The sequence below is a fragment of the Henriciella sp. genome (genome assembly GCF_029936995.1).
Taxonomy (GTDB): Bacteria; Pseudomonadota; Alphaproteobacteria; order Caulobacterales; family Hyphomonadaceae; genus Henriciella.
In genome coordinates this window covers 50,918-73,831 of sequence record NZ_JAPYRE010000004.1, presented here as the reverse complement: position 1 = coordinate 73,831, position 22,914 = coordinate 50,918, and the positions used below count along the sequence as shown (strand labels likewise).

Annotated in this window: 15 protein-coding genes; 8 read left to right on the top strand and 7 right to left on the bottom strand. The window is 57.7% G+C overall.

All coding sequences use genetic code 11. From position 1 onward, the window contains the following. Positions 1-7: 7 nt before the first annotated feature. The 5 genes from Q1K31_RS09880 to Q1K31_RS09860 form a co-directional block, all read right to left on the bottom strand. Positions 8-1,168 carry a putative porin gene (locus Q1K31_RS09880; protein ID WP_300379086.1) on the bottom strand — a complete coding sequence of 387 codons (1,161 nt, stop codon included), beginning with the start codon at positions 1,166-1,168 and terminating at the stop codon, positions 8-10. Between the two features lie 197 nt (positions 1,169-1,365). After that, positions 1,366-2,766, bottom strand: coding sequence for a sodium:alanine symporter family protein (locus Q1K31_RS09875; RefSeq protein ID WP_300379085.1), 1,401 nt, complete (start codon positions 2,764-2,766; stop codon positions 1,366-1,368). 3 nt (positions 2,767-2,769) lie between these two features. Beyond that, positions 2,770-3,351, bottom strand: a complete 582-nt coding sequence (locus Q1K31_RS09870) for an FMN-binding negative transcriptional regulator (RefSeq protein WP_300379084.1) — start codon at positions 3,349-3,351, stop codon at positions 2,770-2,772. Then, positions 3,348-4,304: an alpha/beta hydrolase gene (locus tag Q1K31_RS09865; RefSeq protein ID WP_300379083.1), complete on the bottom strand. Its 957-nt coding sequence runs from the start codon at positions 4,302-4,304 to the stop codon at positions 3,348-3,350. Before Q1K31_RS09865 ends, Q1K31_RS09870 begins: the two co-directional genes overlap by 4 nt. Positions 4,305-4,337: 33 nt before the next feature. Then, positions 4,338-5,546 carry a PepSY domain-containing protein gene (locus Q1K31_RS09860; protein ID WP_300379082.1) on the bottom strand — a complete coding sequence of 403 codons (1,209 nt, stop codon included), beginning with the start codon at positions 5,544-5,546 and terminating at the stop codon, positions 4,338-4,340. A gap of 277 nt (positions 5,547-5,823) precedes the next feature. Here Q1K31_RS09860 and Q1K31_RS09855 point away from each other — a divergent pair, with 277 nt between their 5' ends. From Q1K31_RS09855 to Q1K31_RS09840, 4 genes are all read left to right on the top strand, one after another. Then, positions 5,824-7,983, top strand: coding sequence for a TonB-dependent siderophore receptor (locus Q1K31_RS09855; RefSeq protein WP_300379081.1), 2,160 nt, complete (start codon positions 5,824-5,826; stop codon positions 7,981-7,983). A 28-nt stretch (positions 7,984-8,011) separates the two neighbouring features. Next, positions 8,012-11,335: an amidohydrolase family protein gene (locus tag Q1K31_RS09850; protein WP_300379080.1), complete on the top strand. Its 3,324-nt coding sequence runs from the start codon at positions 8,012-8,014 to the stop codon at positions 11,333-11,335. A gap of 171 nt (positions 11,336-11,506) precedes the next feature. Further along, positions 11,507-12,010 (top strand): AraC family ligand binding domain-containing protein, encoded by a 504-nt coding sequence (locus Q1K31_RS09845; RefSeq protein WP_300379079.1) that lies wholly within the window; start codon positions 11,507-11,509, stop codon positions 12,008-12,010. Between the two features lie 6 nt (positions 12,011-12,016). Beyond that, positions 12,017-12,262 carry a helix-turn-helix transcriptional regulator gene (locus Q1K31_RS09840; protein WP_300379730.1) on the top strand — a complete coding sequence of 82 codons (246 nt, stop codon included), beginning with the start codon at positions 12,017-12,019 and terminating at the stop codon, positions 12,260-12,262. A gap of 119 nt (positions 12,263-12,381) precedes the next feature. On the opposite strand, the gene Q1K31_RS09835 is transcribed toward Q1K31_RS09840, so the two are convergent. Next, a complete protein-coding gene (locus Q1K31_RS09835) occupies positions 12,382-13,128 on the bottom strand; it encodes a FadR/GntR family transcriptional regulator (protein ID WP_300379078.1) in 747 nt (248 codons plus the stop codon). A gap of 267 nt (positions 13,129-13,395) precedes the next feature. Next, the gene (locus Q1K31_RS09830) at positions 13,396-16,341 is read right to left on the bottom strand and encodes a TonB-dependent receptor (RefSeq protein WP_367187576.1); all 2,946 of its coding nucleotides are present in this window, start codon (positions 16,339-16,341) and stop codon (positions 13,396-13,398) included. A gap of 387 nt (positions 16,342-16,728) precedes the next feature. Between Q1K31_RS09830 and Q1K31_RS09825 the strand changes: the two genes are divergently transcribed. Genes Q1K31_RS09825 through Q1K31_RS09810 form a run of 4 tightly spaced genes read left to right on the top strand, consistent with a single transcriptional unit; the run spans position 16,729 to position 22,902 of the window. Continuing rightward, on the top strand, positions 16,729-18,981 hold the full coding sequence (locus tag Q1K31_RS09825; RefSeq protein WP_300379076.1) for a polysaccharide lyase 6 family protein: 2,253 nt from the start codon (positions 16,729-16,731) through the stop codon (positions 18,979-18,981). Beyond that, positions 18,978-21,218: a heparinase II/III family protein gene (locus Q1K31_RS09820; RefSeq protein WP_300379075.1), complete on the top strand. Its 2,241-nt coding sequence runs from the start codon at positions 18,978-18,980 to the stop codon at positions 21,216-21,218. Before Q1K31_RS09825 ends, Q1K31_RS09820 begins: the two co-directional genes overlap by 4 nt. Beyond that, positions 21,215-21,580, top strand: coding sequence for a cupin domain-containing protein (locus tag Q1K31_RS09815; RefSeq protein ID WP_300379074.1), 366 nt, complete (start codon positions 21,215-21,217; stop codon positions 21,578-21,580). Before Q1K31_RS09820 ends, Q1K31_RS09815 begins: the two co-directional genes overlap by 4 nt. Beyond that, complete coding sequence (locus Q1K31_RS09810) at positions 21,577-22,902, top strand: MFS transporter (protein ID WP_300379073.1); 1,326 nt, start codon at positions 21,577-21,579, stop codon at positions 22,900-22,902. Before Q1K31_RS09815 ends, Q1K31_RS09810 begins: the two co-directional genes overlap by 4 nt. The last annotated feature ends 12 nt before the right edge of the window (positions 22,903-22,914 follow it).

Genomic DNA, 22,914 nt, shown 5'->3' with positions numbered 1-22,914 from the left:
ACCTCCACTAGAAACCGAAAACAAGGTTGAGACGGACCCTGTCGCGCCATTCATCGAGCGTGGTGTTCGATAGCCCACTGTTCGGGCGGAACCTGTACCAGGTCAGGTTCAGGCTAACGGCCCTGCTGAGCGCATAATCAAATGCTGCTGTATGCAGACGGTAGTCCGTTGCTAGCGGGATGTTGTCATTCGAGAAGGCCGCAAAGACGGCATCCGTTTCTGTCTCGGCATAGCCATACCGTAAACGCCAGTCGCCCGGACCTTCTGTGCTGCGCAGAAAGATGTCGCCCGCGAAGGCCGAATTCTCATCATCCACAGCACCGAAATTCTTCACGTATTCCGCCTTGAACGTCAGCGGCAAGTCGCCTCCGAAGGGTTCGAGCGAGAGCGCTGCGATCACATCGACTAAACGGAAATCAGAAAGATACTTTCCATCCGGCCCTGTACGGTTGCTTCTCAGATCGCCCTGATCGGCTCCTGTAAGAGAACCGATATGATAATCATAATAACCGACAGAGAGATCCGCATGACCGCCCTTGAAGCCGCCATGCTCAAGAGCAAGTTGCGCCCCAGCCATCTGTGAGTCCGGGCCGACGGCATCCTCATCGATCAGGAAATAAACAGAACTGGCGGTCAGGTCCGTACTCGGGCCGAGGGCGAATTGCCGCTCTGCTCCGATGCCCTGTATGTTCACGTCACCATCCCAGACCAGGTCCGTACGCTCGAATATCTGCGGGAATTTCCCTGCATAGAAATCTGCTCCAGCCCAGCGCCCATTCACGAAAAGCCGGTCGAGGCTGACCTGTAGGTCGTCATTGAAATTACTGAGGGTAACATCGGCTGTATTGGGATCATCCGGGTTACCCGTGACCATTCTAGCTCCGAGCGTGATCTGGTTATTAAGGGCATACTCCCCTTGCAGGCGGCCCCGGATGACACCACGGTTTCGCACTTCCATTACGCCCGGCCCTGTATTGTGCTCATAGCGCAAACGCATGTCACCAGAGAAGGAAAGCCTGTCTTGTTGAGATAGCGTGTTAGCGGGCATAGCGCTTTGCGCATCTGCTGCCTCTTGCCTGCCCGGTAGTGAGTCTACAGCTCCATCTGCTGGCGCTTCCTGTTTGCGTTCGTCTAGCTTCCTCTGAAGGGCGTCCATCTGACGGGTCATGGCCGCCTGCTGCGCTCGCAGTCTTTCAAGCTCTACCTCTAGTTCTGCAATATCAGATGCTTGAGCCGCAGATGTGAAAGCATTTCCAGCAACCAACCCGGTAAGAACAAGCGAAATACCTGTCTTGCAGAGCAAGGATTGTCTGACTGGGAACATGGCAGGCGTCTCCGTTCTGTTATTCCACTGCGGAAGCGACTTCAGCGATATGATTTCAGGGTTTGTCGGAAATCCCGGGCTTCCCGGCTGACGACATTGTGCATCAGGTAAACGCCTATGAGGTTTGGCACCGAGAGCATGAAAAACAGGCTGTCGATCAGGTTCGTAACCGTCGTGACATCGACAATCGCACCGATAGGCAGCAGGCCGCAGAAGAAGCAGAGGTAGATCCGTCGCACCAGCAGGGAGTGGCGGAAAAAGTAGTCGATGACCTGAAGGCTGTAATATCCGGCTGCGAGAATGGTCGAAAAGGCAAACAGGCAAACCGCACCGGCCAGCACCCACGGAAACCAGGTGGAGACCGTACCAAACGCTGCTGACGTCATGGCAATGTCGCCATAGCCGTCATCCCATACGCCCGTCGTAATGATGACCAGAGCCGTCGCTGCGCAGATCACGATCGTATCGATAAAAGGCTCAATCAGCGCGACATAGCCTTCCGAGGCTGGATGGCGCGTCTTGACGGCAGCGTGCGCAATGGAGGCGCTGCCAATGCCTGCCTCGTTCGAATAGGCCGCCCGGCGCATTCCGGCGACAAAAGCCCCGGCTATACCGCCTGCTGCCGCATCTGCACTGAAGGCATCGCTGACCATTGTAACCAATGCCTCCGGGACATCAGCAAAGTTCACGGTCAGCACGATCAGGACGCCCAGAATGTAGAGACCGCACATGAAAGGCGTCAGCCGCGAAGTGACTCGCCCGATTGAGCGCACCCCGCCCAGAAGCACAATCGCAGCCAGTGCGGCGATCACGATGCCATAAGCGAGCGCCCAGCCATATCCCTGTCCAATCCCCGTGACTTCCCTTAACTGGGAATAGGACTGGTTGACCTGGATGACCTGTATGAATGCGAACAGGGCAAAGATGCCATAGAGCCCGCCCAGCAGCTTGCCGAGCCGGGGCATATTATGGGCCGCAAGTCCCCGGCTGAGATACCACATCGGACCACCCGAAACCGTACCATCCTGCCGGATGACCCTGTAGCGCACGGCGAGGGTGACTTCTGCGAATTTCAGGCTCATTGCGAAGAAGCCGATACAGATCATCCAGAAGGCCGCCCCCGGGCCGCCAACCGCTATTGCAATTGCAACGCCGGCAATATTGCCAAGTCCGACAGTCGAGGAGAGTGCTGTCGAAAGCGCCTGAAAGGGAGATAGCTCACCCGGTGCATCAGGGTCTGAATGCCGCCCCCCAAGTATGTTCCAGCCGATGGTAAAACCGCGGATATTCAGAAAGCCGAGCCGAACAGTGAAAAACACCATGGCGGCGAACAGCCAAAGGACGATGAACTGTATCTCGACACCGAACAGGCTGGTCGAGGAAAAAACGACGCCTGCAAGTGCGGCCCCAAGGGTCTGGATTCCGTCAATAAGCCAGTCCATCACTTACTCCATCCAGCGTGTAAGGGGATGACCTTCGAGGCCGCGCCTGATCTCGTCACGGACGCTCGCAGTTTCATCCTGTCCCGTCTTGAAACGGGGATGGATGCCCGAGACCTTCGAACGAAAGCCGATAATGCCCTGGAGCAGGGTCTCATACCGCTCGCCGATCTTGGCGACCATCCAGCCAGACCCGTCGCGTTGCTCCATGTGCTCCACAAGCGTCTCGACAGCCGGCCGCGTCATCGCATCGTCAATGACGGTCGTTTCAGCCGTGGCCTTGAGGGACAGAAAATTCCAGGTCGGCGCCCACCCCTGCTGCGAAACCCAGGCTGGCGGGATATAGGCATTCGGCCCCAGGAACAGGAAAACAGCACGGCCATCTCCCCTCAGTATCCCTGTCGCGGCTGCTCTTCTTGGCAGATGTCCGAGAAGCATGGCACCCGGATCATTGCCTTCACGCTCGAAGAGCACTGGCATCAGGAGCGCGGCTGCCGGGTCTGCCACCGGAACTATCCAGGCGAGCGGATACTCTGCGGCAAAACGGACGGCATCGAGCGTTGAAACAGCTTCAAACGGGTCGCTCATGGTCCAAACACACCCCTCATCCAGTCTGCCGCATCGGACAGGGCCCGGTCCGCGCAGGAAGAGTTTGAAACTGCTTCAAGGAAGCTGTGCGTCGCGCCGGAATAGATTTTCGACGAAACCTCTATGCCGGATGCCTGAAGCCGTTCATGCAGCTCCATGTTTTCATCCAGAAGGATATCACATTCGGCGATACAGAGATGGACGGACGGCAAGCCCGAAAGATCATTCAGGAGAACCCGCGCATAGGGGTCTTCGGTCGTTTCCGCGCCGAGATACTCTCGCCAGAAATCCTGCATCTCGCTTATGTCGAGCATATAAGGTGGCCCGTCATAGCGCTGGTAGGAACCTCGCGCCGTGTTATCCAGCGCGGCGTAGTTGAGCAGCAATCCATCTGGCAGCTTGCCGCCCGCATCCCGCACCTTAAGAGCGGTCGCCAGCGCAAGATTGCCGCCCGCTGAATCGCCGCCAATCACGATGCGTTCCGTATTCAGTCCATGCTCCGCGCCATGGTCATTCAGCCAAGCCAGACAGGCGACCGATTCCTCAAGCGCCCGTGGGAAGCGGTGTTCAGGCGCCAGTGAATAGTCGAGACCGACAACTGCACACCCCGTACGCTCAGCATATTCGCGCATCAGACGGTCATGCGTATCAATACTGAACAGCATCCAGCCGCCCCCATGCAGGTATAGAAGCGTGCCTTCCCCGGCACCAGTCTGCGGCACGTGAATGCGCAACCTCAACTGCGTATCCGGCAGTGTCAGATCATCGGTCTGCGCCATGACAGGCCCGCCCTCCCTCCAGGGCGCACGGATTTCTTCCGCAATGGCCCGCCTGTCCTGGAGGCTGGGCTGTTCGTCGCCCACGCGTTCAGCCGAGCGTGTCGTGATATCTTCGACGAAACGCCGGATTTCCGGATCCAGCTCGCCGGCGTGCGTCAGGGGTGAAGCTTTCATGGAGATTCTTCCGATAGATCGTTTCAGGGTTTTTTATGACTGCCTGTCGGCGGACCTGAGGGCTGCCTGCTTCTTCTTCCTCGCCGCAATGCGGGGCCCACGCTTTTTCAGCCAGACCCAGAGGCCGGTGACGCACATTTCCGCCGTCGCCAGCCCTGTCAGGAATATGATGAAGACAGTGAAGCCGCCGCCGATCTCGCCGCTATGCAGCGGATAGACGGCACGCATCATGGCGAGGCCGGCGCTGTCATTGTAAGGATTGACCTCGTGCACATAGGCACCGGTCGCAGCATCGAAGTGATAATAGATCGGCCCCAGCGCTTTATAGTTCAGCACACCATTATCGGTCAGCGTCACGCCGTAGAGGTTCCAGTCAGGATCGTAGAGCATCGTGGCCGGTTGCCATGACACACCCGCTTCTGCGACCTGTGCCTGCGCAAGAGCCAGGGCCTCCTCGAAAGAAAGGTCCGGAACGGCTCCCTCAGGATATGGGATGGGTTGGTCGAACAGGGACTTCTCAAGCGGCGCAATCGTTTCGGCCAGCGGCGCCCAGAACTCGAAGAAGAAATTGAGCGCGACAGACGTGAACGCAAGAATCACAACAAAGGCGAAGAGCCAGAGTCCGCTCGCCCTGTGAATATCAAGCATCTGGCGTGCGAATGAGCGTTTTGGACTATATGTCCAGGCCGCGCGCCACTTTGCAAAGAATGGGCCTCGCTTTGGAAAGGTCAGGTACAGGCCGATGATGGAACTTACCAGCCAGCCTATCGCGATAAAGCCGAGGAATATTCGTCCCGCATCTCCAAGCAGCAGCTTTTCGTGAAAGCCGAGAATAAGCGGAATGATCTGCCGCCCGGACAACCCCGGATCGGTGCTGCGTTCACCCACACGCGCGCCCGTAGCCGGATCGAGAAAAACCTCGTCATAAGCAACACTTTCCGTGCCAGGCTTGGCCATCACCTTGACCGGGATATTCTGCGCCGGCTTCGGATTCAGTGGGAACTCCGTCACCTGGAGTTCAGGGTTGTCGGCCTGAAAAAGTGAAACGGCCTCGATGCTCTCAAGGCGCGCAGAAGCATCACCGCCATACTCGAAAAGATCGGCATTCACCCAGTGATCAAGTGACTCCCTGACAGTCAGGAGTGAGCCGGTCACAGCCGCGAGAAATAGGAAGACGGCCATGAGAATGCCGAGCCAGCGGTGCAGGAACAGCCATGGATTGGAAGGCAGGATAGAGGCCATATCGGTCAGAGACTCCCCGGAAGTTCAGCCTGTAAGATAGGCCAAACCAACCGTGCGGAGCCATACACGGGCCGGGTCGAAAAATGTCTTGAACGGGTCGCCAAACGCAAATGATTAGCATTTGCAGAATCGGCCCGAATGGCCGAAAATGAGAACTATGAGACCCAAAGCCTAAATTCCAGCGCGCAGCAGCCTGCTAGTATTTCATGACATTAGAGTCATCTGGCGCAAGCTAATCCAGAGGGGTGATATGACAGTGTATCCGAAGAAACGAGCCATGACGTCCAGGTCCGCCCTGCTCGCCACTACCATGCTTGCAGCGCTTTACGCGCCAGCAGCCATCGCTCAGGATAACGAGCCAAGCGATGATGAAGCGTCCATTCAGGAGACGATTTACGTGATCGCGCCGGACTTTGTTCCCACTGAAGGCGGCACAGCCAACAAGAGCGACATTGCCCTGATTGAGACACCACAGTCGGTCTCCGTCATTACGCGTGACCAGATCGATCTCCTCAATTTCATCGATGCCCAGCAGGCCGTGCGGTACACGTCCGGCGTGTTCGGGGAAAACTATGGCCCGGATCTGCGCTTTGACTTCATTACCGCGCGTGGCTTCACGCCCAAGCAGTATATCGATGGTCTGGCCGCGCCGGTTTCAACCTCGATCTTCAGCATCGGCCTCGACCTCTACGCATTCGAATCCTTCGATATCCTCAAAGGTCCCGCCTCTGCCCTGTATGGCAACTCCCCGCCCGGTGGCCTTTACAATCAGACATCGCGCCGGCCCGAACGGGAGTTTGGCGGCGAACTTTCAGCCAAGTATGGCACCGACGACTACAAGCAGATCGCCGGCACCTTCACCGGCCCGCTGGGTGACAATCTCAGTTTCCGGCTGACCGGCCTCTATCGCGACCGCAATGCCGAGCGTGACAAGGTCTCATCGGAGCGCAAGCTGTTCGCACCGGCCCTGACATGGAATATCACGTCGGATACCGAGCTGACCCTGCTCGGCTACTACCAGTCTGATGAGGTCCTCGGCGATACGAATGGCTTCCTGCCTGTCCAGGGCACGCTGCTGCCAAATCCGGTCGGTGAAATCGATCCCGGCACAAACCTCGGTCACCCGGCAAACCGCTATGACCGTGAGCAGTGGGGGCTTGGCTACGAGTTCGTTCACGCCTTCAATGAAAGCGTGAAATTCGTCTCGAACACAAAGCTGAGCGGTTATGAAGAAGCGACTCCCACAGGGATTTATGGCTCAGGAGGTCTGATCAATACGACAGATCCCTCACAGCCGAGCTATTTCCGCACTGTCCTGCAATCCAACTTCACCTATCGCGAGACCGTCGACAGCATCGCCACGGATAACCGCTTCGATATCGACCTCGAGACAGGTGCGCTTACCCACGACATCATTGCCGGGTACGATTTCCGCGAAGTCGAGAATGATGCCGATTTCGGCTTCTTCTTCGGAACCGACACGATCGACCTGTTCAATCCCGATTATGACTATGCTGGCGAGTTTGCCCCCGGCTACCCCTCCTCCTTCAACGACCAGACCCTCCAACACAGCGGCTTCTACGTTCAGGACCATATTGGCGTGGGTGAGCATCTCTTCTTCACACTGAGCGGGCGCTATGACGATGTGACCATCGAGAACAATGCAACAGGCGCTGAAACCCAGCAGGATGCATTCACCTACAGGGTCGGCGCGAACTATGTCTTCGACAGTGGTATCGCCCCCTATGTCAGTTACGCGACCTCATTCGAGCCTGTCCTCGGCAGTGATAGCGTCACGGGCAACGACTTCGAACCAAGCGAGGGCGAGCAGGTCGAGGCTGGCATCAAATATGACGCCCGCGGCCTTCCCGAAGGCTACGAACTCCTGCTTACCGGGGCGGTCTATCAGATCAAACAGACCAATGTCGTAAGCACCGCTCCTTCCGTAACGCCTGTTTTCGGCACACAGACCGGTGAAGTCGAGGTCGAGGGCGCTGAAATCGAGCTCGTCAGCCGGATTGATGACAGGCTCTCTATCAATGCCTCCTACAGCTACACAGATAGCGAAGTCGTCGACAGCTCCACACCGGCCGAAATCGGTGAGCCCTTGCCTGTCACCCCGGAAAACAAGGCGTCCCTCTTCGTCGATTATTCCTTTATCGACGGGCCATTGGCTGGATTCGGCATCGGTGGCGGTGTTCGCTATACCGGTGAAAGTCAGGGGGCTTTGCCAGGCCCGTTCACGCCGGTTGTTTATACTGGCGAGGAATCAACGCTCGTTGACGCCATCATCCGCTACGACACCGGGCAGTGGCGCTTTGCGATCAATGGGTCCAACATACTTGATGAACAGTATGTAGCCCGCTGCGCCGGCCCGGCCGGATGTACCTATGGTGCAGGCCGCCAGGTCATCGCCACGGTGACACGCAAATTCTGATAGATAACAAGGCCTGAAGACCAGCTGAATGCCGAAACCCACGCTTTCCCGTTCCGCTCGCCTTCAATCCGCAATAACTGGGGCCATCGGCGTCGTGCTCGCGGGCATGACGCCGGGCTGTGTCCAGACGGAAACATCCCTTGGCCCGGATGTGCAACGCGGTGCCACCCCGGAAAAGCCTGCAACCCCTGGCATTTCGGGAAAACCTCCAACACCAGCTGCACAGCCGGGCCAGTCTCTCCCCCTTCAGCCCGCCCGGACCATCGCCTTCGAGACAGATGAAGGCACCATGCTCTCTCTGGACGTTGCACCCGATGGCCAGACCATCGTCTTTGACATGCTGGGAGACATCTATCTGCTTGGTATCGAGGGCGGAGTGGCCAGACGCCTCACACAGGGACTGGCCCTTGATACCCAGCCCGTCTTCTCCCCGGATGGCGATACGGTCCTGTTCCTGAGCGACCGGTCAGGCGCAGAAAACCTATGGCTCATGAATGCCGATGGCAGCCGTCCCCGGCAGCTTTCCTTCCATGATGACAATCCCGTCTGGGCTTCACCTGAGTGGTCGCCCGACGGAGAGTCCATTATCGCGTCACGATTCTGGCCGGACCGGAATGCCTATGAACTATGGCAGTTTGAAACCGGGCCCGGCGCGATGGGAGAGGTCCTTCGCACCACAGATCCTACAACTGCAAAAGATTCGCCCGTCAGCTCCCTTGGCGCTGGATACGCTCCGGATGGTAAGACCATTTACACCGCCTCCCTGCGAAGCGAAACGGCAGCTTTCGATACCCTCTCCGCGTGGAAAATCATTGCTTACGATCTCCAGACCGGACGCGAAGACGAAATCGCCGGAAGCGCCCAACGCCCGGCCTTCCGCCCCAGGGTCTCGCCTGATGGCCGTCAGCTTGCCTATGCCGAACGGCGCGGAAACGAAACCTGGCTTCAGCTACACGACCTCTCAGGCGGCACCACACGCACGCTCGCCCAGCTGGACCCGGACTCCCTGCAGGCGAGCCTCTGGCACGATGCAGTGCCGCGCTTCGATTTTACGCCGGATGGCACGGCCATAATCGCCAATGCTGGCGGGAAGATCCGGCGCTTTTCCCTTGCTTCTGGCACATCACGCGACATTCCTTTTGATGCGCAGGTCGAAAAGGCGCTTGGCCCTCTCGTACGAACACAGATTCCGCTGGAAAATGGTCCGGTTAAATCACGCCTTATCATGTCTCCCGCCTGGTCGCCCGATGGCCAGACAGTTGCATTTTCAGCGCTTGGCCATGTTTACACGCGGTCACTCGAGCCCGGCTCAGAGCCCCAGCGGCTGCTTGAGGCAGTGGGCTCGACCTATCATCCTTCATGGTCTGCTGATGGGAAGCAAATCGCCTTGGTCAGCTGGACCCGGGAAGACGGTGGCCAGGTCTGGATAACCAGCCCCGAAGGCGGCAAACTCGAGACTGTCAGCACAGGGCCAGCCTTTTTCACCCACCCCGTATTTACGCCTGACGGTGCCGCGATCATTGCTGTGAGGTCCACTGCAGAGGGACGCAACACAACCTATATGGAATTCGGCCAGCTCCGGGCGGCAGAACTTGTCTACATGCCACTCGACGGCTCGCCTTCGCGTATTCTCACATCTGGCCGCATTGGCGGAACACCACACTTCGGCCCTGACCCAGACAAGGTCTTCATCAACACCGAGCATGGTGTTGAAGCCATCTCCATCGAGACAGGCGATCCACGCATCGTGACACAGGCCGAAGGGCCAAACTGGTATTTTGCGGAAGGCCCCGCCAAAGCCGACGATCTGCGGGTCTCACCTGACGGACGCTGGGCCCTCGCACAAATCACTCAGCAACTGCACCTGTATGAACTGCCCGACAATGACGGCACAAGTGTCACGCTCTCGCAGCCAGATACACGTCATGTCCAATTGACCGATATCGGCGCTGATTATTTTGCCTGGAGCACGAAGGGCGATGCCGTTCTCTGGTCTGTCGGCTCTACGGTCTACCGCCTGCCAATGTCAGACGTGAGCTTCCCTGACAGGGGCAAGGATCACCCTGTCCCGGTGGAGCAGACCTATGAGGATCGCCACGACATAGTTGTATCCTTGCCCCGCCAAGCGCCCGGCGCGCCCGTCCTGCTGCATGGCGCCACGGTGATCCCCATGACGGATCGGGAGAATCCGGGTCGCGTGATGCCCAACGCCGATATTCTTGTCAGAAACGGGAAGATCGTCTCGGTTGGGCCTGCGGGGGAAGTGAAGCCGCCTGAAGGCATTGCCCGCATCGACCTATCGGGCACTTACGTCATTCCCGGCCTGATCGATGCGCATTACCACGTGGCCGATATCCGCCGCGACGTGCTCCAGTTCGATGTGTGGGGGCTGAAAACCAACCTCGCCTACGGGGTCACCACCCTGTTCGATCCGTCCTCGCTCAGCATCGACATGCTTGCCTATCAGGACCTCATTGCCACGGGCGACGTGGCAGGCTCGCGCCTTTTCTCTACCGGCCCTGCCGTTTTTGATTTCAATGATTTCCGCTCCAGGGCCGAAGTAGATGCCGTCCTGAGGCGTTACCGGGACCATTACCGGATACGGAACCTGAAGCAGTACCGGACAGGCAACCGCCGCGTGCGTCAGTGGTTCGCCCAGTCTGCGCGGGACCTTTCAATGACACCGACCACGGAAGGTGCGCTGTCGTTCAAGCTCGGTCTGACACACATTCTCGATGGCTATTCCGGCAATGAGCACGCCCTTCCGCCTCCGGTCCTGCACAGGGACGTGACAGAGCTGTTTGCCCGTAGCAACACCAGCAGCACGCTGACCCTGATGATCACGCATGGCGGGGTGCCGGCAGACGAGCATTTCATCGCCAGGCGTAATCCCGGTGAGAGCGAGAAGTATGCCCGTTTCGCCCCTGACTGGTTCATGGAACGCGAGTTCGACCAGGTCGAGGCCAGACAGGAAGACGCCTACCTTTACCGCGCCGTCGCCAGCAGCGCACACAGGATTCATGAAGCCGGCGGCGTGGTGGGGCTTGGCGCGCATGGGGATATACCCGGTCTCGGTACACTCTGGGAGATTGAAGCCTATGTCGATGGTGGCTGGTCTCCTGCCGAAGCTCTCTGGGCTGCCACAATGGGCAACGCCCGTACGATTGCGCGCGATGAAAGCCTAGGCAGCCTCTTACCCGGAAAGGCCGCCGATCTTGTTGTTCTGGAAGCCAGTCCACTAGAAGACATACGCGCGATCGAGGCTGTACGCGCCGTGATGAAGAACGGGCATTTCCATGACGGTGACACACTCGAAGAGAGCGCCTTGACCCTGACTGAACAGCCTCACTAAAGCAGCGTGCCCCCTGCCTCGTAATCGCTCTTTCCTGCCTGGTTTTTGGCCTGATAAGTTATATTAGGTCATAGTTTTGCTATATCGGGCCACATTGGCTATGTTGTGCTTGTTATATTTCTGTCGCTTGGCACCCTTTGCAGCATCAAAGGCAAGTCCTGCGAGGACGCTATGAAAAGAACATTCGATATTGATCTCAGCTGTCGGCCAGTTGTCGGGCTGGCCGACGAGTATCCGGCCGGTTTTACCGACCCTGCACACACACATGACCGGATCCAGCTTCTCTACGCCTCTTCCGGTGTGATGTCCGTGGTCACCGACAAGACCAGCTATGTCATTCCGCCCCAGCGCGCTGTATGGATACCAAGCGGTGTGACACATGAGGTTTCCTGCCGCGGGCCAGTCTCGCTCAGATCGCTCTACATTGATCCAAAGTATGAGCGCGATGATCCCGACTGCCATATCGTGGAAGTCAGCCAGTTGCTGAAAGCCCTGATCATCGAGGTGACGCAGTTTCCGCTTGAGGAAACACTGGATGCACGTGGCAACCAGATCGTCGACCTGATGATCAGCGAAATGCTTGCCTCCCCCAAGATTCCCTACGCCGCCCCCATGCCGAATGACAGGCGGCTTGTACGGGTCTGCCGGCAGATGCTGGAAGACCCCGCAGACTAGCGCGACATCAATGAATGGGCCGAACTGGCAGGCATGAGCCGACGTTCATTCACCCGCGCATTCAAACGCGAAACCGGCATGGGCGTAGCGGTGTGGCGCCAACAGGTGCGGCTACTGGAAGCGCTCTCGATGCTGTCGACAAGCTCAGCAGTGACAACGGTGGCGCTTGATGTGGGCTACGACAGCGCCAGCGCGTTTTGTGCAATGTTCCAGAGAGCTTTTGGCGTCCCGCCAAGCAAGTATGCCTTTTAAGGATGCGAACGCCTGCTTCCACGGCCTGTTAAGCGCGCGACAGCTCATGCTCCGTTCAGGCACATCGTAAGATCGCATGCCCAGCTTCGTCTTCCCCCTGCGGGAGTGGGAAACGTCACTCACGCTCCAATCGCCGACTTGAGGAAACGTTCCCGGTTCTCGATTGACCGGCGGCGCGCATCCTCGATCGCCTGGCGCTCGGATGCGTCAAGCAGTGCCTCAAGCAATCTCGAGAAGTGTCCACGCATGGCAATCCTGGCCGCACCGGGATCACGTGCTCGCAAAGCTTCAAGCACTTCTGAATGTTCGTTGACCCTGTGCGAGGTATCGGCATGGCATACAGCCGAGTAAACGCGCTTTACGGGGTCGATTTCCGTACGCATCCGCCAGAGCGTCTTCAGGAAGAAAACATTGGCTTCATTGTCCGTTGCCTGCGCGATCTGCAGGTGAAAATCCCGGTCCGCCGCCTCCCCGTCATCCGTATCGTGGGGCGCAGTCTTCATTCGCTCGATCGTCGCTTCCAGCCCGGCAATCTGCTCATCGGTGATCATTGTCGCCGCAAGTGCTGCACATTCGGATTCGAAAAGAAGCCGTGTCTGGGTCAGCTCAAATGGCGTCACTCTCGGCAGGGCCAAGCCCGTCATGGCGACAGGATCACGGACATAAACACCGGATCCCACCTTGATCTCCACACGGCCCAGCGCCTCAAGCGAAATCTCGGCTTCCCGAACGACCACGCGGCTGACATCGAACCGTTCAGCAAGCTCCCTTTCTCCCGGCAGGCGTGTTCCGGGCGGATAGGAGCCTGACTCAATCATATCAAGAATGGATCGGGCGACTGTCTGGTAGAGACGCTTTTCAGTCATGATGATCGCAAGTCCTCTTTGACATTCAGCCGTTGGGCTGAGTCGGGTGACGAATATCCGTCACTATACACACCAGAACAAAGGCTGACAAATTGGTCTGTCCAATTTTTTCGCTTTCACAGCATTATGGCAAATCGGGCAAGAGCACCGGGAAATCCACCGATGCCCCCTGCCCGTATTCATATCTGGTATCCGTCCGAAATCCGACAGTCAGAACCAAACCACCCTGCCTGTTCTGGCCGCATGACCCTGCCTGTCGGCTATTCCCTAGAAGTTGTAGCTCGCGCCAAAGATGATGCGGCGGTCCGTAAGCCCCTGGAAGCAAAGAAGCGCACCCTCATTGACACAATACTGCTTGACCTCGGACTCAGTGATATTCACCGCCTCAATCCCGATATTGATCCTCTCGGTCAGATCGTAATTGATGCTGGCATTGAGCTGCCCCCTGGCGTCCTGAACAACCGGGAAACCCCAGGGGAAGCTGGAGGTACTGCCAAAATCGGTCGAGCGGTATGCGTCACGCCACGTATAGCGGGCCCTGGCTGAAAGGCCGTACTTCTCATAGTAGAGTGTCGCATTGTAAGCGTTCTCGGACAGGTCGATCAGCGGCTGCTGGAAGGTCACAGGCGTATCCGCGCCAAGCGCATCGAACACCTGGTCTGCACGGCTCGTCGCGGTGTTGACCGTCTCACCGCCAGAGAACTCCTGATGTGTATAGTTGGCGAGGACGCCGAAGCCGGAAGCCCAGCCGAAGCTGCCCATTTCGTCTTCCCAGTCGGAAAGGTCGTACTGGAACGCGAATTCAATACCTTCCTGCGTTGTTTCTCCTGTGTCGTTAACAGGCATCGCAACCGGGACGCAGATACCGACCGGTGTTCCGCTTGGTGCAAACACATTCGGGTCAGCGATAGGGTTGAAGATACCACCTTCTTCACAAGGCGCCGAAGTATCACGGAACCCGGTGTTCGGATCCTCGAACGGGTCCTCCTGCTGGTTCACGATAAGGTCCGTGCGTTTCTTGTTGAAGTAGCCAACACTGACCACAGCTGAAGGTGCGAAATACCATTCGGCGGCGATGTCGAACGAGTCGACCTTCTCCGGTTTCAGGCCCGGATTACCCAGCTGGACTGGCGGATTGGGGCTCGTGCTGAATGTGCGTGACGTCGAAAGGTCATCAAAGTTGGGGCGGCGGATATCCTGGCTCCACCCCAGACGCACCTGCACGTCCTCGATCGGGTTTGCGACCAGGTTGAAACGGGGCAGCAGGAAATCGTAACCGCCAGATGTTGTCACCTGCGTTGTTTCACCGTTCAGAATGGTATTCCCGACGGAAGACACATCGGTTTCAACATAGCGCAGGCCTGCATTGCCGCGGAAGATGCCATACTCGAAATTGGCTTGCGCATAGACCGCGTGCGTTTTCTCCTCAATGTCGAAAAACGCACTCTGGCTGGATGTCGGCGAGTCGATGGGCTGGGATCCACCATGGGCAGCAATGGCCTCATTCAGCTTTTCCAGCACGCGGTCAGGGTTGGATGCGGCCAGCTCCGGATCAATGAGCAGGAAATCGGAGACGAAAAGCGACCTGCCATCTGCATCGCCAAAATTGTCAGGGCCCTTTACGAGGAGATCAGCAAAGAGGTCGCCCCTTGGGCTGTCGGACATCTGTCTCAGGCCGACATTCGAGCGAATCTGGTCGCGAAGGCTGGTCGTCTTGTTAAAACGGTAGCCTGCCTGCACGGAGGTGAAGACATTTCCGAGAAAGCCACTATCGACCAGATCGTACGTAAAATCGGCCCGGAACGCGTCTTCCCGGTTCTCGGCTATGTCCTGACCAATGTTCACATCACGTAGAACAACATTGGCAGGGTCGAGCAGCTGCTCGGTGGTTGGTCCGAACGGGGCATCCTGCGCGACGGCGAAGGCGAGAGAGCCTCCACTCAGATCGTAAACGAAAGGCGTGCTGTTATCATTGCCCCCGCCTGCATCCAGAGGCGTATTCGGGTTGATGAAGTTCAGCGTTGTATTGAAGCTGGGCGTTGTGGAGTCCGAAGATGACGAGGACACTTCGAACTGGCTTGAAAGCCTGTCAGTGATCTGCCAGTCGGTTCCGAGCCTGAGAATGATGCTTTCCGTCAGCCGCGAGTTTGTATCGGACGACAGGCGCAGGTTCGGGTCATCGTCATCATTGGCCAGATTTACGCCGATTGTCCCCTTCTGCGCCGCCTGGATACTGCCAAGCTCCTGGGGACCATTCGCGCCGTTCAGCGTGCCGAAATTGACTGTCTCGAAAGAGTCCGGAACCGATACATCAGCGAGGCTGCTGACGCCCGAAGCCTGCACGCGAGAACTTTCCTGGCGGCGCTCCTGGTCGTTGTAGATCGCATCAAAATAGATCTCGACATTATTCGTCGGTGCCCATTCCACGGTCCCGGCCAGATTGATGGTCTCATATTCGAAATTGTCATAATCCTGGTTCAGGAACTGGATTGGCAGGAAGTCAAAATCCTGCGCGCTGGCTGCGCCACCGTCAGAAGCTATGAGATTGTCACGGTCGGCACGCGGGCGGAAGGCTGTCACATCCTGTTCGGAATAGCTGCCACTCACGACAACCCCGAACTCCTGTCCGGAGGCACTTTGCCACTTGTTACCGAATGCACCTGAAACCCTGGGCGTAATGCCGTCTGTTGTCAGACTGCTGTCCTCGCCCTGAAGACGCAGGTTCAACAGCATATCATCAAGATCGAGTGGACGGATCGTGCGCAGGTTGATGGTACCGCCGACAGACCCTTCAACGGTCTTTGCTTCGGGGGCTTTCGTGACCTCAACGGCAGCAATAATCGCTGCGGAGACATCTTCGAAATCAATACCGCTGCGGCCCGCGCCTGAGCCTACTGTGGATACACCGTTTATCTCAGTACGGTTAGCGTTGGTGCCGCGGATCTGGACGCCTGTGCCGACACCTGCCTCACGCGTGATCTGAACGCCTGTGACATTCTCAAGAACTTCCGCCAGGTTCTGGTCCGGCAGCTTGCCAATATCTTCAGCCTGAATGACTTCAACCAGGTTGCTGGCCGAGCGCTCTTCCTGAAGCGCATTGGCAAGAGAAGAGCGAATCCCTTTGACGACAACGACATCCTGCCGCGATTCTTCTTCAGTGACCTGCTCCGGCACTGTCTCGGTTTCCTCCTGCGCAAACGCCACGGCCGACATTGGCATGATAACGGTACACAGAAGCCCTGCCCTAAAAGCAGCACTGGAAAACGGAGTCGCAGTTTTAACGTGCTTTCGCGCCATTTTTTCCTCCCTCGGATGGCAAATGGACCCATTTAGGGCCTCAATTGCTTCGGGGAGTAGCTAGAGCAGAACCTTAAGTCAACCAATTTGGTCTAATTAATTAGCATAAATGGTAGGACCAATATGCTTTATTGATAATTTTTTTCATATAATACAGCATACTTTACTATTCTGCATGTTCCTATATTTTCCTCAAATTCAACAATCCTTATAATTGGACTGCATAACTGGTTGACATTTTATCTCGACCGGATAGCGTTCCCTCAAACGCCGCACATGAACGGTGAGCAGGGAGAATTCAGGATGCGTTTTCGCGCAAGCTCTATTTCGTTGACCGCAATTTCACTGGCTCTTGCAGGATGTGCCGCCGCACAGCACGCGCCCGCTTCAGCCCAGACACCGCAGGCAGAGAATGCGGACCACTCAGCCACCAAACAGACAGTCGTTCAAACGCAGGAAGAGGCTGAAAGCGCCATCAAGGCGGCCCAGCCCGGCACCGAAATCATTCTGGCGAATGGCAAATGGGAGGACTTCGACCTCCTGTTCGAGGCGCAGGGCACTGCCGACGCGCCGGTCGTGCTAAGCGCCCAGACACCTGGCGAAGTCATTCTCACTGGACAGTCGAGCCTGCGCCTGGCGGGTGAGCACCTCCTTGTGTCGGGCCTGGTCTTTCGCGACGGCTACTCACCGCGTGATTCAGTAATCAGTTTCCGCAAGGATTCCTCGAATCTCGCAAACAATTCGCGCGTTACCGAAACCGTTATAAAGGGATACAGCCAGCCGGACCGCGCTCAGCGGGACACCTGGGTCATGCTCTACGGTCGGAACAATGTGTTCGATCACAATCATCTCGCCGGCAAGACAAATTCAGGCCCAACGCTGGCGGTGCGGCTGGACAGCGAGGAGAGCCGCGAGAACAATCACGAGATCCGGAACAATTATTTCGGCCCGCGCCCCATCTTCGGCTCGAATGGTGGCGAGACGCTGCGTATCGGGACCAGCCACTACTCACTCACCCACTCCGGCACCCTTGTGGAAGGCAATTATTTCGACCGGTGCAGCGGCGAAGTCGAAATCATCTCCAACAAGGCCGGCGGCAACGTCTTCCGCGGCAACACCTTCTACCAGTCACGCGGCACCCTGACGCTGCGCCACGGCAACGGCACACTGGTCGAGAACAATTTCTTCGACGGAAACAACAAGCCCTATACGGGCGGCGTTCGTGTCATCAATGCCGACCAGACCGTGCGGAATAATTATTTCAAGTACCTGACCGGCACGGGCTTTTCGGGAGCGCTTGTCATCATGAATGGCGTGCCCGATTCTCCAATCAACCGGTACCATCAGGTCGATAATGCCAGTATTCAGGGCAACACCTTTGATAATGTCTCCGTCATCGAGCTCGGCGAGGGATCCGACACCGAACGCACTGCAACTCCGGTCAATTCGTCATTCCAGGGGAATCTGATTGTCGGTGCTGACGATACAGTCTTCGATGTCCATGACGATATTTCAGGCATTGCCTTCACGGGCAACGTGATCGCGAAGTCGCAACCGCTTGCAAACGGCAAAGGTTTTCTTGAGCTCTCTGCCGGACTGGACCGTTCGGACGAAGGCTTGCTCGCGCCACAGAATGACGCCGGGGCTTCACCGCCTTTCGGCGTATCGCGGGAGAAGACAGGGGTTAGCTGGTTCCCGAAAGCCAGCCCCAGTGCACCTTTCGACGGTGGTCAGCGCATTGCGGTCTCACCAGGCACGGACACGCTCTCTGCAGCTCTAGAGAACGCAGAAGAAGCAGACACCCTTGTTCTGGCGCCCGGAAACTATGTCGAATCCAAAATTCTGACGATCGACAAGCCTCTGACGATTATTGGCAGCGAGCGTGAAAAGGTTCAGATCGAGTTCCTGCGCCCGAACCTGTTTGCCCTTGAAGGCAATGGCGCCCTTGCACTTGAAAGCCTTTCCTTTTCGGGCGCCCGTGCCCCGGACGGGTCTGGCAATGCTCTTGTCACCACATCCCCGCGCGGGGGCAGTGGAAATCATCTCGTTTCCATCAAGGATGCCAACTTCGTGGATTTCGACGTCAATCGGGGATTTTCTGTACTCTCTGCGGGAAAAGGATCCTTCTTTGACAGGATCGACATCGCAGGATCACGGTTCGAGAACTTCTCGGGGGATGTCTTCAGGCTGGACCAGGAGACAGACGATTACGGCATCTATAATGCCGAGTATCTCACCATCACTGACAGCACATTTGAGGACGTCGGCGGCTCGGTTGTCTCGATCTATCGCGGCGGAACCGACGAGAGCACGTTTGGACCGCACGTTTCAGTTTCCGGTTCGACTTTCAAGGATGTCGGCAAGGGTAGTGCGCCCCTCATGCGCCTTCACGGTGTGCAACAGACGACCTTCACGGACAATGATCTCGACAGTGTCAGCGCAATAGACCTCGTAAAGACAACGGGCGATCCGCAGGTCACTGTCTCCGGCAATACGAACGGCGACAACGGGCCGGATGAATTGATTTCCGTCGATGACCGGAGGCCCATCAAATGAGACACGCAAGCCTGCTTCCTTCAGCCTCGGTGGCCGCATTGCTTCTGGGCGCTTCTACACTCAGCGCCTGCACCGAAGGCACGGCAACCGGCCAGACCAGTTCCACCAGAACGGAGGCGTCAGCCCCCGCGCCGGCCCCGCTATTCAACGCGACAATCGAGAAACTTCGCCAGCAGATCGACACCCGCATGGCAGATGGTGTGCCTGTCCCAGTCCCGGCCGACGCCGGGGGCGGCTACACCCATGAACAACACAAGCTGAACGGCACGACGATCTACAATGCCGGCATGCTCTACCGCGTGACCGGGGAGCAGAAATACCGCGACTTCGCGACAGATATCCTGCTCGATTATGCCGAACTTTACCCGACGCTCGACCTGCATCCGCAGGTGCGGCCTTCAACGCCGAGCCGGTTGTTCTGGCAGGGCCTGAATGAAGCTGTCTGGCTTGTCTACGCAATCCAGGGTTATGAAGCGATCCGCGGCGATATCGATGCTGAGGCCCGCGAGGAGATCGAGTCGCAGCTGATCCGTCCAATGGCAGACTTTCTGTCGGAGGGCTCCCCCCAGACATTCGACCGGATACACAATCATGGAACCTGGTCTGCCGCGGCCGTCGGCATGACAGGGTATGTCATCGACGATGAGGATATGGTCGAGAAGGCCCTGCTCGGTCTCGACCGGTCAGGTGAAGCGGGCTTCCTTCGCCAGATCGATCTTCTCTTCTCTCCGGACGGTTATTACGCGGAAGGGCCTTACTATCAGCGTTATGCGCTGATGCCATTCGTGCTGTTTGCGGATGCGATCCACCGGAACGATCCGGACCGGGACATCTTCGCCTACCGGGACGAGGTCCTCCTGAAGGCTATCCGCTCAACCGTACAGCTCAGCTATGCTGGCCGGTTCTTCCCGATAAATGATGCGATACGGGAGAAAGGGCTCGACACAGCCGAGCTCCATTATGGGCTCGCGATCGCCTACGACCTCACCGAAGACCCAAGCCTGCTCAGCATTATACAGCAGCAGGATACTGTCGTCCCGACGCAGGCCGGCCACAAGGCGGCACAAGCCATCGCAGCCGGCAAAGCCGAACCCTTCCCGTTCCGGACATTGAAACTCCGCGATGGCGCTGAAGGTGACAATGGTGCCCTCATGATCCTGCGCTCCGAGGAAGACGAGGACAATGCGGCCGTCGTTTTCAAGGCGACCTCGCAAGGTCTCGGCCACGGACACTTCGACCGGCTCGGCCTGCTCTATTTCGACAATGGCAATGAGATCGTCGCAGACTATGGCGCGGCGCGCTTCCTCAATGTCGAGCCGAAGAACGGCGGACGCTACCTGCCGGAGAACGACAGCTGGGCCAAGCAGACGGTCGCCCACAATACGCTTGTTGTCGATGAATCAAGCCAGTTCGGCGCAGACTGGAAGCTCGGGGAAGAACATGCCCCCCGCATCCTCGCTTTCAACGACACGCCAGGCGCCAGTTATGCCGCCGCCGAGATTGGAACCGCCCACGAAGGCGTCGATTTGCAGCGTGCCCTGGCCCTGGTTGACCGTGAAGGTGAAGGTCATTTCGTGATAGACATTTTCCGCGCTCAGTCGGATGGCAGTCACAGCTATGACCTTCCCGTCCACTTCAAGGGCCAGCTGATCGAAACCAGCCTTCCCTTCGATCATGCGACCCGTAACCTCGCCCCCCTGGGCGAAGATGCCGGTTACCAGCACCTCTGGAAAACCGCTAAGGCAGAAGAAGTACCCGCCGGATCGCTGAACGACCTGTCGATCCTGATTGAAGATCGTTTCTACACGATGAACTTTCTTGTCGATGCGCCCATGACAGCGGTGCTGACACGTCTCGGGGCGAATGATCCCAACAATAACCTGCGCAGCGAACAGGCACTCATCCTTCGCAGCGAAGCTGAAACGGCCACCTATTTCTCCGCCTATCAGGCACATGGCGTCTACGACAATTCCAGAGAGCTCACTGTCTATGACGGAGGCACGGTCGAGAATCTCTCACGCACAACCATTGATGGTGTGGATATTTTCGAGCTCTCCGAAGCCAACGGCAAGGCAATCAGGCTGCTGTTCGCGCAGACGCTCGCCCCCTCCATGGACCACTCGATCGAACTTGACGGCGAGACCATCAACTGGACCGGGCCGGTCCATCTCGTCCGCACGTCAGACGACGCGACTGCACCGTCGTCAACATCCCCGACATCTGGAGACGAACAATGACACCCAGCGCGCAGTCTGAAATTTTCACGCAAGGCCTGGAAACACTTGCCGAAGATCTCGGCAATGGCATCCGCAGGAAACTCCTTGGCTATGACGGCAATATCCTGATGGCGAAGGTGTGGTTCGCCCAGGGCGCTGTCGGTGAAGTCCACACACATTACCATTCCCAGGTCACCTATGTGGTTTCGGGCCAGTTCGAAGTTCAGATCGACGGCCAGAAAAAGCAGCTGGGTGAAGGCGACTGCTTCTTTGTGCCGCCCCACGCCCCGCACGGAGCAGTCTGCCTCGAACCGGGCATCCTGCTCGATGTGTTCAGCCCCGCCCGGGAAGATTTTCTCGCATATGAGGGAGACGCATCATGAAGATCGCCGGATTAAGATGGTGGGTTGTTACGCTGGTCGCCCTGGCCACCGTGATCAATTATATCGACCGCCAGTCGCTCAACGTCCTCTGGCCGGACATTTCGGCCGAACTCTATCCGGATAAAACAGAGGATGAGCGCAAGGAAATCTATGCGCTGATCTCGGTCATTTTCGTTTTCGCCTATGCATTCGGTCAGGCGATTTTCGGCAAGATCTTCGACTGGATCGGCACACGTCTCGGGTTTGCACTGTCCATTCTGGTCTGGTCGCTTGCCACGGCGGCTCATGCCTTCGCGCGCGGGCTCACCTCCTTTGCGATCTTCCGGGCAATCCTGGGCGTCGCCGAAGCCGGCAACTGGCCGGGCGCGACAAAGGCCAACGCCGAGTGGTTTCCCACCAAGGAACGCGCGCTCGCCCAAGGCATATTCAATTCAGGCGCAGCCATTGGCGGCATCGTGTCGATCCCGCTCATCGCGCTTCTGTCGGTCTATTTCAGCTGGCACACGATCTTCATCATCGTCGGCGTGACAGGCCTGCTCTGGCTGGTTCCATGGCTCGTGCTCGTCAAGGCTCCGCCAAAGGAGCACACCTGGCTCAGCGATGCCGAACGTGACTACATCCTTACAGGCCAGCAGAATCAGGACCTTGAAGGCGACGGCGAGTTTGACGAGGGCTATACGCCCGGCACGGTAGAAATGCTGTCGCGCCGCCAGAGCTGGGGGGTCATCATCGCCTCCGCCGCGATCGACCCGATCTGGTGGCTGTTCGTCTTCTGGATCCCGATCTACCTCTCCGAGGTCTACGGCTTCAACGTCAAGGAGATCGGCCTCTATGGCTGGGTCCCTTATGTCGGCGCCATGCTGGGGGCCTGGTTTGGCGGCCTTCTGGCCCAGAATCGCATCAAGGCAGGCTGGAGTGTCAACGCAACACGCAAGCTGACCATTACCTTCGGCTGCCTGCTTATGCTGCCCTGCCTGCTCGCCATGTCGATAGCCGCAAGCCCTGTGGCCGCGGTTCTGATCATGGCGCTGATCCTGTTTGGTTTCCAGACAACCATCGGCAATGTCCAGACCCTTCCCAGCGACTTCTTCGGCGGAAAATCCGTCGGCTCTCTGGCTGGTTTTTCCGGTATGGCAGCCAAGCTCGGCGCTGCGGGCCTGACCTATCTGGTGCCGTGGCTGACCACGGGCGGCAATTACACGCCTGCCTTCGTCATCGGTGCTGCGCTCGCCCTGATAGCGCTGGCAAGCGTATGGCTGCTCTGCGGACGGATCGCGCCCCTCAAACCCCGGGGCGACTCCGCCCCGTCCATCTCAACCTAATCAGAACAGGAA